At 62.1% G+C, this 14,583-nt stretch carries 15 protein-coding genes, 1 pseudogene and 1 riboswitch; of the genes and pseudogenes, 4 read left to right on the plus strand and 12 right to left on the minus strand.

Annotation, left to right across the window (positions count from 1 at the left end; translation table 11 throughout):
- Positions 1 to 12 precede the first annotated feature (12 nt).
- Together JMJ95_RS11115 and JMJ95_RS11120 are read right to left on the minus strand one after the other, a co-directional pair.
- Positions 13 to 570 (minus strand): annotated as a pseudogene (locus tag JMJ95_RS11115) (peptide-methionine (S)-S-oxide reductase MsrA); the annotation flags it as partial.
- Between the two features lie 12 nt (positions 571 to 582).
- A complete protein-coding gene (locus JMJ95_RS11120) occupies positions 583 to 714 on the minus strand; it encodes a hypothetical protein (RefSeq protein ID WP_290685316.1) in 132 nt (43 codons plus the stop codon).
- A 311-nt stretch (positions 715 to 1,025) separates the two neighbouring features.
- Between JMJ95_RS11120 and JMJ95_RS11125 the strand changes: the two genes are divergently transcribed.
- Positions 1,026 to 1,808, plus strand: a complete 783-nt coding sequence (locus JMJ95_RS11125) for an EFR1 family ferrodoxin (RefSeq protein WP_290685318.1) — start codon at positions 1,026 to 1,028, stop codon at positions 1,806 to 1,808.
- 99 nt (positions 1,809 to 1,907) lie between these two features.
- The gene (locus JMJ95_RS11130) at positions 1,908 to 2,150 is read left to right on the plus strand and encodes a hypothetical protein (RefSeq protein WP_290685320.1); all 243 of its coding nucleotides are present in this window, start codon (positions 1,908 to 1,910) and stop codon (positions 2,148 to 2,150) included.
- A 35-nt stretch (positions 2,151 to 2,185) separates the two neighbouring features.
- Here JMJ95_RS11130 and JMJ95_RS11135 read toward each other — a convergent pair whose 3' ends face one another.
- Entirely contained in the window at positions 2,186 to 2,551 is a 366-nt protein-coding gene (locus JMJ95_RS11135; protein ID WP_290685322.1) for an MliC family protein, read from the minus strand.
- 312 nt (positions 2,552 to 2,863) lie between these two features.
- Here JMJ95_RS11135 and JMJ95_RS11140 point away from each other — a divergent pair, with 312 nt between their 5' ends.
- Positions 2,864 to 3,073, plus strand: coding sequence for a TOBE domain-containing protein (locus JMJ95_RS11140; protein WP_290685324.1), 210 nt, complete (start codon positions 2,864 to 2,866; stop codon positions 3,071 to 3,073).
- 101 nt (positions 3,074 to 3,174) lie between these two features.
- Entirely contained in the window at positions 3,175 to 3,519 is a 345-nt protein-coding gene (locus JMJ95_RS11145) for a hypothetical protein (RefSeq protein WP_290685325.1), read from the plus strand.
- A 78-nt stretch (positions 3,520 to 3,597) separates the two neighbouring features.
- Here the strand turns inward: JMJ95_RS11145 and JMJ95_RS11150 are convergent, their stop codons facing one another.
- The 9 genes from JMJ95_RS11150 to JMJ95_RS11190 form a co-directional block, all read right to left on the minus strand.
- Positions 3,598 to 4,863 carry a hypothetical protein gene (locus tag JMJ95_RS11150; protein WP_290685326.1) on the minus strand — a complete coding sequence of 422 codons (1,266 nt, stop codon included), beginning with the start codon at positions 4,861 to 4,863 and terminating at the stop codon, positions 3,598 to 3,600.
- A gap of 369 nt (positions 4,864 to 5,232) precedes the next feature.
- Positions 5,233 to 6,537 (minus strand): DVU_1553 family AMP-dependent CoA ligase, encoded by a 1,305-nt coding sequence (locus JMJ95_RS11155; RefSeq protein WP_290685328.1) that lies wholly within the window; start codon positions 6,535 to 6,537, stop codon positions 5,233 to 5,235.
- A complete protein-coding gene (locus tag JMJ95_RS11160) occupies positions 6,534 to 6,785 on the minus strand; it encodes a hypothetical protein (protein ID WP_290685330.1) in 252 nt (83 codons plus the stop codon). The genes JMJ95_RS11155 and JMJ95_RS11160 overlap by 4 nt, the downstream gene beginning before the upstream one ends.
- Before the next feature lie 34 nt (positions 6,786 to 6,819).
- Entirely contained in the window at positions 6,820 to 7,281 is a 462-nt protein-coding gene (locus JMJ95_RS11165; protein WP_290685332.1) for a DVU_1555 family C-GCAxxG-C-C protein, read from the minus strand.
- A complete protein-coding gene (locus tag JMJ95_RS11170; RefSeq protein ID WP_290685333.1) occupies positions 7,281 to 7,496 on the minus strand; it encodes a DVU_1557 family redox protein in 216 nt (71 codons plus the stop codon). Before JMJ95_RS11170 ends, JMJ95_RS11165 begins: the two co-directional genes overlap by 1 nt.
- Positions 7,493 to 9,769, minus strand: a complete 2,277-nt coding sequence (locus JMJ95_RS11175; RefSeq protein WP_290685335.1) for a pyridine nucleotide-disulfide oxidoreductase/dicluster-binding protein — start codon at positions 9,767 to 9,769, stop codon at positions 7,493 to 7,495. The genes JMJ95_RS11170 and JMJ95_RS11175 overlap by 4 nt, the downstream gene beginning before the upstream one ends.
- Positions 9,770 to 9,829: 60 nt before the next feature.
- Positions 9,830 to 12,556, minus strand: a complete 2,727-nt coding sequence (locus JMJ95_RS11180; protein WP_290685337.1) for a molybdopterin-dependent aldehyde oxidoreductase — start codon at positions 12,554 to 12,556, stop codon at positions 9,830 to 9,832.
- Between the two features lie 215 nt (positions 12,557 to 12,771).
- A riboswitch (molybdenum cofactor riboswitch) is annotated at positions 12,772 to 12,890 on the minus strand.
- 75 nt (positions 12,891 to 12,965) lie between these two features.
- Positions 12,966 to 13,397: a type II secretion system major pseudopilin GspG gene (gene gspG, locus JMJ95_RS11185; RefSeq protein WP_290685338.1), complete on the minus strand. Its 432-nt coding sequence runs from the start codon at positions 13,395 to 13,397 to the stop codon at positions 12,966 to 12,968.
- A gap of 32 nt (positions 13,398 to 13,429) precedes the next feature.
- A complete protein-coding gene (locus JMJ95_RS11190; protein WP_290685339.1) occupies positions 13,430 to 14,581 on the minus strand; it encodes a type II secretion system F family protein in 1,152 nt (383 codons plus the stop codon).
- Between the last annotated feature and the right edge of the window lie 2 nt (positions 14,582 to 14,583).

Here is a 14,583-nt window from a genome sequence, read left to right on the forward strand (position 1 = left end):
TGATGATGCTTCCTATCGCACCCTGGTACGGAGTCTTTTCTTCCCCTCCTCCGAAAGGCCGAGCAGGGGAAGAAACTTCTCCAGTGTCTCCTTCGATCCCAGTCCCGCAAGAATTCCGTTGACCTTCGCAGCGGAGGGGGAATCCACGAAACCGTCCCGTTCCGGGTACATATCCCCGTATTCCCTCATGAGGATAAAATCCCTGCGAAGATAGTATTTCTGGTGGTACCCTTCAGCCATGTAAAAACGGGACACGGGCTCCACAGCCGTGAAGACCCTGCCGACGGCGGCCTCGATCCTTGCGGCTGACCGTTCCGCTGTTTTCCGCTGCTCTTCGTCCGCCGTAAAAATGACGGACCGGTACTGGACGGACCATGGACGGGCCGCAGGATTGTGGCTCTCCCAGAAGACGTCCAGAAGCTGTTCATAGGAGATTTTTTCCGGGTCGTAATCGACCTGGACTGTCTCCGTGTGATCTCCGATGTCATCGTAGGTGGGATCCGCCGTCGTTCCCCCGGCATATCCCACCCGGGTGCGCACCACTCCGTCGAGAAGCCCGAACCGGGCATCAGGCCCCCAGAATCACCCGAGGGCGAAGGCGGCTGTCCGGAGATCCGCGGGAATCTGCCGGTCCAGGGGAGGGATCTCCCCTGCCCAGGCCCGTCCGGCAAAAAACACCGTTGCAGCGGCAAGTACGACTTCAATCATTTTCATTCTCTCCACCTCCCGAAAAATTTCCTTGTCATTATTATTTTACACTACAGTCATCTTTCTTTCCCGGACGGATCCTAAATCCGCAGGTTTTTCAGGCAGAGGGAGTGTCGCCGGGCACAGCGCCCGGGCCGAGAAACCGACACGGATGTCGGTTTCAGGTGCAGTTGTCAAGGACGACAATCTGCACCGGCGGCCCAAGCGAGCACCGGTGACACTCCCGCTGCCTGCGGATTTAGGCGGATTATGTCCGACGGGCTTCCCTGCTGTACAATAAAATGAAAGGCCCAACCGAAGGAGGCGCTTCATCGGTCATGAAGGAATCGTCAGTGGACTTCTACTTTTTCAGCGGAACGGGAAACACCCTGCTTGCGGCCCGGGCCGTGGCCGGAAGGCTCAGGGAAGGAGGGAAAAGGGTCCGGCTCCGCCGTATGGAAAAGGGGTTCGTTCCCTTCCAGGATGACGGCACCGCCCTCGGAATCGCCGTCACCGTGGCCATGTTTTCCACGTACCCCTTCGCTTGGGAATTCCTCGAGAAGCTCCCCGACGGCGGGGGCCGGGGCGCGTTCCTTGTCTCGACCATGGGACAAACGTCCGGCGGACTCCGCCCCGCAATGAAAAAACTCTTTACCTCGAAACACTACACCCCCCTGGGGGCACGGGAATTCGTCATGCCGTCAAACTACAACAACACGACCATCCCCGTTGCCGCAAACAGGGAAAAAATCGAAACGATGGAGAGGGACGCCGCCCTGTTTGCGGAATCTCTCCTGGAGGGAAGAGCCGTCTGGGAGGGGGGCAATATCCTCTCTCCCCTGTTCTACCGACTTTCCCGCAGGCAGTGGCCATGGAGGCTCATGAGGAAAAAGTATCCCCTCACCGTGGACAGGGGAAAGTGCATCAAGTGCGGGAAGTGCGCCAGGCTCTGCCCGGCAAAAAACATCCGCATGGCGGAGTACCCGGAATTCCTGGACCACTGCGTCTCCTGCCAGCGGTGCGTGGCTTTCTGTCCCCCGATGGCCATAGGCGTGCAGGGCAAAAACTACCGGCAGTACCGTTCGGTGGAGTACGGCGATCTTGTCTCGGAGAATCTTTGAAAAGGAGGGGACGGAGTGACCAGGAGAAAACTCAAGCTCTACATGGAAAAACCCATGGGGTCGGTCTGCTGAAGCAACTTCCTGTACGGGGAGGAGGAAATGAAATCCTTTCCGCAGGCGGCCGCCCGTGAGGCGGCAGGGGCTCTTCTGGTGAAGATACGGGAGCGATACGGGGAGTCCATGGAAGTCAACATCTACGATCCCCGCTGCTGTTTCTGGTTTTTCGACCTCATCCGGTTCAACATCCGGGCGGAACCCACGTGGATCCTCGACGGGAAGCTTCTCTGGAGGGGGATCCCCTCCTGGGACGAGCTCCGGGAAAAAATTGACGGGTCCCGTTAAGGGACCCGTTTTTTTCCGTATCAGGGGATTTCTCCTCAGGGCAAGACCCTGCACTCCCCGCAGAGCTCCTTCCATTCCCCGTTTTCGTCCCGGATCTCGGCCCTGGCCTCGTCGCCCTTGATCCACCAGAGCAGTTCGCCGTCGTCGGTGTACCGGGCGCCCGAGCCCGAGATCACCTGGGGCAGGGTGTACTCCCGGCCGTCGGGGAAAAGAATCTTCACGAACCGGAGGCTCTCGTCGGACAGACTGTAGTACCGCGCCACCAACCGGTCTCCGTTTGCGCAGACATAGGTGACCGGCTCCCCGCCGGTGACCGTTATGGGCTGGTTCCCTGAGGCCGGCCCGGACAGCGCACAAACAACGAACAATAGGACGCACAGGATCCCCCTTACGGCTTTCACGATACTCTTCCTCCTCTGCATTCTTCCCTTTTCTTTCCGGGCCTAAATCCGCAGGTTTTTCAGGCAGAGGGAGTGTCGCCGGGCACAGCGCCCGGGCCGAGAAACCGACACGGATGTCGGTTTCAGGTGCAGTTGTCAAGGACGACAATCTGCACCGGCGGCCCAAGTGAGCACTGGTGACACTCCCCGCTGCCTGCGGATTTAGGCCGGGATTATTCCGTTGCAAAAAATCATATCATCGTCATAATGAAAGGGGAAGATGCCGGTTCATCCCTACATCCGGCACCGACACGAAAAAGGAGGGTGAAAAGAATGAAGCTGAGCGCCCGGAACCAGATACGGGGTACGGTTACCGCAGTGAAGGAAGGGACCGTGGAGGCCCAGGTGACCATCGATATCGGCGGAGGACAGACCATGGTGTCGGTGATCACCATGGACTCCCTCGTCAATCTTGGAATCAAGGCCGGATCGCAGGTCTACGCAGTAGTCAAGGCAGACAGCGTCATGCTGGCCGTGGACTGATCCATACCGGGAAATTCCGCGTGAAATCACGGGGACCGTCATCGTCGCCGATGGTCGGTCTCTTTTTTTATGTGGAAAGGCGGAATAGCGGTGACCGGGACGTGATAGAGGAAACCCTCCCCGCGGAACAGGTCGTGGGCAAAAGGATATCCCACGACCTCATTCTCATCGGCCCGGAGACGGGCTTCAAGGCCGCCCGGACTAACGGCATAGGGATTCCGTCGCTGCTGCGCGGCCATCCGGCCTTTCCGCCCGGCGGCGCCTGCCGCATCTGTCCTATGGAGGTTGCCCCCGGTCTGCTCGAAGTCCGGCCGAAGGCGCCCCCCGCCATCCGTCCCGTCAGCGGTGAGGCCTGCCCGTCGTACCACCGCCCCGTCTGCCGGGGATACCGGGTGTTACTGAATCCTATTTCAGGGAACTCAGGGGCGTCAGGGACAAGTAAGTAAACGGTCATATCACCCCGGCAGAAGAGGGCGGTCCGGCATACTTGCCTGACCGCCCTCTTTCGTTTCCGCGCGGTGCCCTTATTTCACCAGGGTCTCGATAAACTGGCCGAGGTAGCCGGCAAGGATGACCGAGCCGATGGTGACTGTTGTGAATCCGCCCACGAGCATCTTGGGGAGAAGGTGGCTCATGCAGTATTCTTTCTCTTTCGAGTCCGCGCAGCCCGCCGTGGTGACCTCGTCGGTGATGATGAAGGTTGCCGGGAAGCCGAAGAGGCAGGTGACGGCGATGGCCGTCGCCATGGGCCACGAGTAGCCAAGGAGCTTCGAGGTGAAGAAGGTGGAAATGACGATTCCGACGATGGCGACGCCGAAGCAGACCACCAGCGGGTAGACCAGGGAACGCACAAGTTCCGGAGTGGCCTGGGGAAGGCTGACCCAGATGAAGATAAGGCAGAAAAACATGGCGTAGCCCATGGCGTTGGCCTTGTCCAGGACCTTGTGCTCCAGGAAGCCGGTTTCATAGAACACGATGCCCATGATCAGGGCCATGACGAACTTATGGAGCTGGAGGTAAGGGAGCCCGGCGCTGATGACCATGGCGTTGTAGTGCTGGGCCGCGAGGAGGGCCACCCATCCGACAATGGCCGTCTTGGCGAGAAGAACGAAGGGGGTCTGTATGGGCTTGGGGAACGCCGGGAAAAGCCGGATGCTCGGTATCTCGGGGTCGCTCTTGGAAGCGCTCCCCGTTTTGACTTCCCGGGCTTCGCCGCTGCGGAACCCGGCGAGGAGGCGTTTTGTCTCCGACTTCAGACAGAGAGATGCGATGGGAAGACCGACGAAATTCTGGAGCACCAGCAGAAGGGTGGCGAACACGGCAAGGTGCTCGAAGCCCACTTTCTTCGCGGCCTCCGACACGATGATGGTAGCCACGATGCCGCCTGAAATGGGGCCGGCCGCGGTGAGGGCCATTTCACGGCCGAGGATGGGGCCGGCGATGAAGAAGAGACCTATCGAAAGGGCCACGAGGCCGACAAAGGCTATGATGACCGTCTTCCACTCCTGCCTGATGTCCTTCAGCTTCATGAGCGTGCCCATGTGGACCAGAATGACGGGAAGACTTACCGCAGCGAAGGTCATTGTTCCGGTGGTCTGGAAGATGGTCTTGGGGAAACCGTACCAGAACCCGAAAAGGAAGACGAAGCCGGTGACAAAAATCATGGAGAAGACAGCTTTTGTCTTGAAGGACACGATATCGCCGATGGCGTAGCATATCATGACGAGCATCAGCAAGCCCGTCGCCACATCGGCGGCATTGGTCAAACCTAAATGTTCGAAAAAGTTCATTCTCTCCCTCCTGTTTCTCAAAAAAAGGTCGTCGCGAAAAAAGCACTCCGCTTCTCCGGGCGCTTCCGGAGAATTCCCGCCCGTGCAAGCCTCTTATACCTGGACCACCTCCATGGGCTTCAGAGTATTCTCCAGCCCGCCGTTCCGGTTCGACCGATCCATGTCCCCTGGCCTCATCCGGGTGGAAACGGTCATCCCCCCATACGGCGCCTCTCCTCCTCTCCCGTCAGGTTCAACTGCAGAATCGAAAATGCAAAAACAACGACGAGCAATTCTATCACAGTTCACCCTTTCGGGGGAATCTCGAGATTCCCCATGGGGAGATCCGGGGCGGAGACCGACGGAACAGGAAACGGGCGGCCTGAACGTTCACCCGGTCCTGAGCGGAAGACTTTCCGGAAGGACCAGGCGCTTTGCCGGGGCCATATCGACATTCTGCGGGGGGATGAGGCGAAATTCAGTCCCCGGAGGAAGTCTCCCCAGACAGGGGAGGGACCGGAGTTTTTCTCCGGCAGCCCGCTCCAGGTTTTCAGGAAGCGACGTCGTTCCCTCCGGCAGGACGGGAACCTCGAGCAGAAAAACAGGGGAAAGACCTCTCATCCTGACCTCGTACCCGCCGAGCCACGGGAGGGAGAACAGGGCTTCATCCAGGTCCGCCAGTGGGACAAAACCGCCGGGAAGGTCAAGACCGTTCCCGTACCTGCCCCTGACGATGATTCTGCGGAGGAAGGAGCCGCAGGAGCAGTCTCCGTGGAGGTACCGCCCCCGGTCGCCGGTGCGGTACCTCAGGAGGGCGGTTCCTTCCGCGTGGAGGGGTGTGCAGACTATTTCCCCTTCTTCTTCGCCCTGAAGAGGAGCCCCCGTACCGGGGGAGACGATCTCGAAGAAGAAGCCGTCCTCCATGACGTGCATTCCCGGCCCGTGGCCGCACGAGAGGGCGCCGCCGTATCCCGTCTCGGTGAGGCCGTAGTGCCGGAAGGCGGTGCATCCCCAGGCCTTCTCCACCGCCGATGCGAGGCTGTCGGAGGCATAATCGGAGCAGAGCAGGACCGACGACAGGCACTTTCCAAGAGGCGACAGAGGGTGCCTCGCCAGCCTGAGTGCCTGGGAAGGAAGGGCCACGAGGCAGTCCGGCCTCAGCCGGGCAATGATATCAAGGGTGCCGCCTGCGTCGGGGCAGGAGCAGAGCACCCCCTCCATTTCAGGGGCGAGTCCCCGGATGAGCAGGTTCCCCACGCTCCCGGGGCGCTCTCCGGGAAGAAGGATGAGCACCCTGCTCCCTCTGGGCACAAGGACTGTCATGCCTTCCGCGAAGATGCTCCGGGTCTTGGCCAGGTCCCGTTCCGTGAAGAATACCCGCTTCGGCGTCCCCGTGGTGCCGGAGCTGCGGGCGGTCACTATGCGGGCGATCTCGTCCTGGGGAACCGCCGGGAAGGCCATGGGATTTCCGGAAATGTCCCCAGGGGCAGTGAAGGGGAGGTCCCGGTATTCCTCCAGAGAACGGGGGAATCCTTCCGGGAAGGAAGCAAGCCGGTTCCGGTAGAAGGGACTGTTCCGCCGGGCATGATCCACGGCCGCCCGGAGCGCCGAGAGGCGGTATTCGTCCAGGGATTCGCGGTCCGTCCTTCCTCCCGTCTTCCGGGCGGTTCGGCCGTCGAAGGGGAAAGGAGTCACGGGGCGTTTCCGTACAGGGAACGGCCTACCCTGGAAGCGGCGGTGAAGGCACAGAAGGGGAATAACGTCCCGCCGGCCGCCACGGCCTTGATGGGACATCGACGGAGCCGTTCCGTATCTATCGTCCATCCATCCTGGAAGGCCATGGCCGTCACGGTGAAGAGACGGCGCCTCCATGAGGGCCCGTCTCCGAATACACCGTCTTCCCAGCCCCCGTCCTCGGGGATGGTCCACCTTGAGGGAGACATTCGGGGCAGAGGGTCGCGGTTTCTCCCGGCAGGGTCACTCGGGCAAGGGTCTCCCTTCAAGGCTGTCGATCCCGTTTTCTTCAAGGATGTTCATCGCCTTCATCCACACCGACCGGACGAGCATGGGGCACCGGGGTTTTCCGAAGGCTTCCAGGATATCCGCGCACCGGACACTTCCCCCGGGAAGGCCTGCCTCCGCACGGAACCATTCCGTGAGATCCATGAGCATGGCACGGAACTGGGGGTGCTCCCCTTCTCCCCGCCGCCCCTTCCCGGCGTAGAAACCGAGCAGGCAAGCCCCTCCGAGGAGGGCGCCGCAGGTCTCGCTCCCTTCGGCCACCCCCTTTGAAATGCCTCCCAGGGCACGGAGAAGGTCCGGGTTCTCTCTTCCCGTCCTCTCCAGGGCCAGGAGGAGCAGTATCTGGCTGCAGTGGTACCCCTCCGCCGACAGGGAGGCCAGCCGCATCTGAAAATCGTCCATTTCGAAGGGTTCCATCACTTGTCCTCCAGTATTTTTTCCACCTCGAGCATCTTGCCCGTGGCGAGTTCCTCGGGGACGAAGAGCATGCCGCAGGACGGACACGCCGGAAGCTCAATGGCAAAGACGCTCCCCAAATAGGTAATGTCCGTTTTCTTCAGCTCGAGAGCGCACCCGCAGGAGGCGCACCGGTACTCTCCGTACTTTTCAAAGGACTTGATCAGCTCATTCATGGCGCCCCCTCCTCCCTTCCCTTCACTTCCATCCTGTGGCTCCACGCGCTGAACACTTCGAAGGTTCCGTCTTCCCGGGGCCGGTAGACCACCCAATAGGTCACGGCCGCCGGTTTCAGCCCGGCGATGAACGTTCCGTCAGGCCGGGCGATCTTCCGTCCCGATACCTCCCCGTTCCGGATGACCCGGCGCACCGTGCCCGCAAGGATGCGGCGGGACTCGAGCAATTTCTCCGTTCCTTTGTCCATAACGAGGGACAGGGCATCCCGATCCGCCTCCATCTTCTCTTCCTCCTTCCACAGGTATTTCCGCAGGTCCCGGACCAGAGCCGCCCGGTTCTCCCTCTGGTCCGACCAGGACACGGGCGGAAGGTCCCCGGGATCCCCGTCGGACGGAGGGAAGAACAGGTCAAGAAGGTGCATCGTCCTCTTTCCCGTCCTGGCGAAGAGGTCCCGGCACATGGCGCAGTAGACGAGGAAATCGGAGGGCGATTCCCCGCACCGCTCCTTCGCCGTTTCCGCCGCAAGAGCGGGGTTAGCGCACTCCTGCAGCCCTCCGAAGCCGCAGCAGGACGTGAGCTCCCCCGTCAGGGGCAGCTCCTCCGCCGGAACCTTCGTACGGGACACCAGGTCACGCACCGCCGCCCGCACCTCAGGCAGTTCCGCCGCCGTGCAGGGATCGTGAAGCGCCGCAGGGACTGAACGTATTGGGGCAGTCTCCGGTACGCCCTTTTCCTGCAGGACAGACCAGAGGGAGACGGCCCGGATTTCGGGCAGTTCTTTCCGGAAGACCTCCAGACAGCTCGTGCAAGCGGCGATCACCACGGGAGAGCCCATGGAGCGCCACTGGTCGAGAAACTCTTTCCCTGCCTTCTCCAGTTCCTTCCGGCAGCCGGCCCATCGCGCCGGGGCGCCGCAACACCGGAGCCAGAACCCCACTTCGCCGCCGAGAACCTTCCTGAGGTGTCCGTAGACGGATTCCGTGGTCCGGGGAGAAATCCCGGCAAGGCGGCATCCAGGGAAGAAGAGAAAGGCGCTCCTGCTATGGCCTGGTTCATGACGCAGAAGGGACGCTTCGGGAGAATTCCCGAAGGCCATATCCTCCAGGGCGAAATCATGGGCGGAGGGGGGCATCTTCTGCTGCGACACCATCTCCTGCCGGGCCGTGAGGCACAGATCCCTCATGGAGAAGCCGCCGGGACAGATCCGTTCGCACCGCCCGCACAGGGTGCAGGAGTTGATCATGCCGTTGGCGAGCCTCGTTCCCTGGATCACCGAGAGGTTATTGTAAATCTCCCGGGCGTACTTTTTCGGGTATCCCCCGTATTTCTGAAGGAATACACAGGACTTCACGCATTCCATGCACTCGCAGAGCAGGCAGCGCCCGGCCTCCCGGACTGCCTCGTCCCGGGTATACCCCTTGGGCGGAACCGGCACGGGAGGCGCGGGTTCAATCCCTTCGATATTCGTGAAAAGCCTTGTCGCATAGGGTCCCTCCTTCTCCCGGGAGGACGTGAGGGAGGCTCCCTGGAGGAACCGCTCCGCCGATTTCATCCCCCGGCGTCCTGCGGCGGCCCTGAAAATGAAGGAAGGGGTGTTCCCTCCCGCGAAGACCCCCGGCACGGCCGTTTCAAGGCTGACGGGATCCTCCCGTTCCATGAGCTCCGGGAAGGAGCGGCACAGGGGGTCGTCCAGGCCCGCATAGACTGCATCGAACCTGCCGGCCAGTCCTTCGGGGGTGACGGAAGCATCCCAGGGAAGGAAGAGAACGCCGAGATTCTCCATCCATTCGAGCTCCTCCTCCACCATCTCCTCCGTGAGGACCGGCGAGAGGGAGAGGAGCTCCCGTCCGCCGGTCTCCCCCCGGAACACGGTAACGGAATAACCTTTCCCCGCGCCGTCCAGGGCCGCCGTGAGGGAGCTGATGCCGCCGCCCAGGACCGCCGCGGTGCGTCCCGTCTTCGGGACCAGGATCCGGGGCCTGCGAAAAGGCCCCTCGTCGGCGCAGAACCGCTCCAGCGCCCCAAGCTCCACGGCGCCTCCCTTCTCTTGCCGGAGACACGCCTCCCGGCAGGGGCCGTCGCATATCCGGGAGAGAATCCCTGGGAGAGGAAGGGTTTTCTGGATGATCTTCCTCCCCTCGTCGAACCGTCCCTTCGCCGCGGCCTCGCAGAGGGCTCTGCCGTCGAGGTGGAGGGGACAGGCTGCCCGGCATCCGGGGGGCTCTTCCTGGACGCACCTGTTTTCGAATTCCACGAGCGTCTTCTTTTCCATGACGGAACCTCCGTGAATAAAGGGGGAAGGGATAATTTTCCCTTCCCCCGCTATGGGACACTACTCCTTTTTCAGCGCCGCCAGGACCTTCTCGGGGTAGGCGGGAAGCTTCGTGATCCTCACCCCGCAGGCATTATAGATGCCGTTGATGATGGAGGCATGGGGACTCGTGAGGGGAAGCTCGCCGATGCCGGCCGCGCCGTGGGGGCCGTCGGCCCTGGGCTCCTCGAAGTAGATGACCTCGATGTCGTCGGGGATGTCCTTGATGTAGGGGAACCCGGCACCGGGCATGGTGGAATGCTTCTCGATGTCCTCGAATTCCTCGGAGAGGGCGAGGCCGATGCCCTGGGCAATGCCGCCGTAGTTCTGGCCGTCCACCACGAGACGGTTGTTGATCTTCCCGCAGTCGCACATGAGAGTCATGCGGTCCACGGCTGTCTTGCCCGTCTCCGTGTCCACGGTCACCTCGGCCATGAACACGCCGTACATGTAGATCACGAAGGGTTTGCCCTGACTGTTTTCGTCGCACACCGTCCCATCCACGGCGGACCACTTTCCGGCGAATGACGTGGGTTTTCCGGCGGCCTTCAGCTCATCATAGGTCATATAGCCGCCGCCGGGTTTCGCGGTCTCCTTGAGCAGGGTCTCGCAGGCCACCCTGATGGCGTTGCCCGTCATGACCTGGGACCGGGAACCGCCCGCAGGGCCGGAATTGGGGCATTTCGCCGTGTTGGGCCACGTGAAGCGGAGCTTGTCGGGGGCGATGCCCAGGGGCCGCAACGCCTCGTGGGCCGTGCCGATGGCGCCGATGTCGGCTCCCTGGCCGTGGTCTTCCCAGGCGGAGCAGACGGTGATGGTCCCGTCGGGGTTCATGTCCACCCGGGCTTCGGAACCGTCGGGGCCGTCGAGCCCGCAGCCGTACACGCCCACCGAGAGGCCGACGCCTTTCTTGTAGCGGGCCGTGGAGCCTTCGGCGGCTCTCTTCTTCGCGAGTTCGTACTTCGGCCGGAGCGCCTCGAGCATCTTCGGCAGGGAATAGGATTCGGGGGCCTGTCCCGTGGGGGTGGTGCTTCCCGGCCGGTAGGCGTTCTTCAGGCGGATCTCCAGCGGATCCATGCCGAGCTTCTCAGCCAGCTCGTCCATAAGGACTTCGGAGGAGAAAAGGGACTGGGGGGAACCGTAGGCCCGGAAGGCCGATCCCCAGACATGGTTGGTACACACCGTCCGGCCTTCGCCCCTGATGTTGGGAATGTCGTATCCCGCACCCATGAACTGGGTGCCCCGCAGGGTCAGCAGATCGCCGAACTCGGAATAGGGACCGTGGTCCACGGAATAGTCGGTCTCCATGGCGAGGAGTTTTCCTTCCCTGTCGGCGGCGAACTTCATGTTGACGAAGAAGGGGGAGCGCTTTCCCGTGTACTGCTGCTGCTGCTTCCAGGTGTAGTTCAGAGCGACGGGGTGACCCGTGGCCAGTGCGGCGGCGCCCACGAGGGCTTCCATGGTGGGGCTGAACTTGTAGCCGAAGGTGCCTCCCGCCGGATTGGTCACGAGGACCAGCTTCTCAGGCTCAACGCCGAGGCCTGGGGCGATCATGGCCAGGTGGAGATGGACGCCGATGGACTTGGAATGGATCACCAGGCGCCCCTCGTTGTCCAGGTAGGCGAATCCCACGTCAGGCTCGATGGGCATGTGGGGCTGCCTTCCCACGTAGAAGTCGTCCTCCACGGTGACCACGTCGGAGCGGGCGAAGATGGGGGCCGTTTCTTCCCCTTTCTTTATCTTCTGGGTGAAATACACGTTTGGCGTGCCGGGATGGATTTCGATGGCGTCTTCCGCCATGGCGGCGGGAGCGCTCATGTAGGCCGGAAGGACCTCCAGATCGAGTTTCACCTTCTCGGCAGCGGCGGCGGCGTTCTTGTAGTTGTCGGCGCAGACGATGGCTACGGCGTCGCCGTACTGGAAAATCTTCTCGTCGCATAGGATGGGACGGTCCCATCCGTCGCCCTTGTTCGTGGGGAAGGTGATGAGGCCGGTAATCCTGTTTTTCCCCCTGATGTCCTTGTGGGTGACGATCTTGTAGACGCCGGGCATCTTCTCCGCCTCGGATGTGTCGATACCCTTTATGTTGGCGTGGGAAACCTTCGCCTGGACGAGGGCCGCGTGGAGGGTTTTCTTCGGCATCTTGAGGATCAGGTCCGCGCCGTAGTCCAGGGTCCCGGTAACCTTGGCGACGGCGGTGGGACGGGGGTACTTGCTGCCCCAGATCCGCCCGTCCTCCGGAAGGACGAAATCGAGCTCCTTCTCGTCCATCTCTCCCCGGAGCACCTTAGCGGCATCCATGACGGCGTCGACGATGGGCTTGTACCCGGTGCACCGGCAGGCGTTCCTGTTGGCCTGGAACCAGTCCCGGACTTCTTCCCGGTTCGGGTTGGGGTTTGTGTCGAGAAGGGCCTTGGCGGAGACGATGAATCCCGGAGTGCAGAAGCCGCACTGGGCGGCGCCGTGCCTGATCCAGGCCTTCTGGATGGGGTGGAGCTTCCCGGGGGCGCCGATGCCCTCGATGGTGGTGATGTCGGCTCTTTCAGGAAGCCTGGACATTTTGTACACGCAGGAACGGGTATACTTGCCGTCGATGATCACGCCGCAGGAGCCGCAATGCCCCTGGCCGCATCCGATCTTGGTCCCGGTCAGCCCGAGCTGTTCCCTGAGCACTGAGGCAAGGGTGCTGTCATCCTCCACTATGATGTTCCGTTCAACACCGTTGACAAAAAAGACTTTCTGAATCATCCTGTTCCCAGCTCCTTCCGTTCATCGGCAGGGGGCAGGGCGGCAGAGTTCCGGACCTGTGCGCGGCCATGCGACGGGGACCGAAACCGCCGCCCCTTTCCTATTCACAATACCCTTCGCGCAGGGATCTCCGCATGATTTCCGCTGTACCAATCCCTCCCTTCATCGTGTGCTGAAAAAAAAGCCGTCCTCCAGACATGAGGACGGCTTCGCCGTTTGCAAGAAAGCGTCCTCCTTGCCAAAGGGGAGGCGCGCCTGTTTCCGGGCGCACCCTAACGGTCGCTGTCCGTGGGGTTTATCCTTTAGGGCAGGCGACTCGGAGGAAAAGATCGATATTCTCAGAAAGAAATTTCAAAAAAACACTAACTAGTCTGACCCATTTTATACCAGGAAGAGTCTCCGGACAAGCCTATTCCCAGTTGGTTATGTCCTTCCCCGGGCCGTCCCCTCCCTCTTCACCGTCGGCACCCAGGGAGAACAGGTCGTATTCTCCGTGGTCGCCGGGACACCGGTAGACGAAGGGGCTTCCCCAGGGGTCCACCGGGAGCTTCCGCAGGTAGCCTCCCTCCCGGTACTTCCTCGGCTCGGGAGGAATGGAGGGTTTCGTCACCAGGGCTTCCAGCCCCTGGGCCGTGGAGGGATACAAACTGCTGTCGAGCCGGTACATCTCCAGGGCCTGCTCGATCTCCCGGATCTGCACAGCCGCCGCGGTTCTCTTGGCATCCTCGCCCCGGCCAACCACCCTGGGCACCACGAGGGCCGCCAGCAGGCCGAGGATAACCACTACCACGAGCACTTCCACCAGCGTAAAGCCTATCCGTTTCCGCTGCCTTTTCCTCATTGCGCAACCTCCGTTTCAGTTCTGCCCGCCCGTCACCCCGCGAGACTGGACAGGTCAAATATGGGTAAGAGGACGGCGATGACGACGAAGCCCACCGCCAGTCCGAGGAACAGCACCAGGAGGGGTTCGGCGAGGGTGGCGGCCTTTTCCATGCCGTCCCGGGCCTCTTCCCAGTTCATCTCCGCCACCTGGCCGATGGCGCCGGGCAGGTCGCCGCCCTGTTCGCCGATCCTGATGATGTACACCGTCTCCTCGGGGAAGGTGCCAAGCCGCTCCAGGGCCCGGTCGAACCGGAACCCCTCCTTCACGAGCCGGGCGGCCTCCACCCACCGCTCCGGCCGTGAGTCCATGGAGGAAGCCATGCTGAGGGCCTGCACCAGGGGGATCCCGGCGGAGAGCAGGGTCTTCAGGTGGGACATCACCAGGGAAAGGGCGATGTTCTCCCGGATGCGCCGGAAAAAGGGAAGGTTGACGGACCATTTTCTCTTCCTCGCCAGGAAAAAAAACCCGAGCAGAACAAGGACCAGCACCGGCCACCACTCCCGGAGAAACGCCGCCGTACCCAGGAGAATCCTCGTGGGGAGGGGCAGGGCCCGGCCCATGTCGGCGAACAGTTCGGCGAGCCGGGGCACCACGTAGGTGAGCAGGAAGAGAACCACGGCGAAGCCGATGACCGTCATGGCCAGCGGATAGGTGAGGGCGGACCGGATCTTCCGCCATTGCCTCTCCTGCATAGAATACAGCGCCGCGGCCTGCTCCAGGACACCGGGAAGGGCCGACGTCCTTTCGCCCGATTCCACGATCCTCAGGAGGTCTTCCCGGAAGAGCCCCGTCTCCTCCATGACGGCGGAGAGACGCTTTCCTCCCTGCACGCCTTCGTGGAGATGAAGACAGGCATCGGCCACCCGCCGGTCCGACGAGTGGCGGCCCAGGAACTTCAAGGCTTCCGCGAGGGGAACCCCCCGCTTCAGGTAGGAGGAAAGTCCCCGGCAGAACAGGGCATGGTAGGAGAGGCCGAACCCCCTTCTCCGCCCGGTTTTCCGCCCCGTTGCCTCGGCGATGTCCACCGCCGTGAGTCCCTGGGCGGCGAGCAGTTCCCCCGCCCTGAGGGAGGACGGGGCATCCACCGTTCCTTTCCTCACCGTTCCGGTTTCATCGTAGGCCGTGTAGCGAAAGGCCGGCACGG

Origin of the sequence: Aminivibrio sp., assembly GCF_016756745.1 — a bacterium.
In the GTDB taxonomy this organism is placed as follows: domain Bacteria; phylum Synergistota; class Synergistia; order Synergistales; family Aminobacteriaceae; genus Aminivibrio.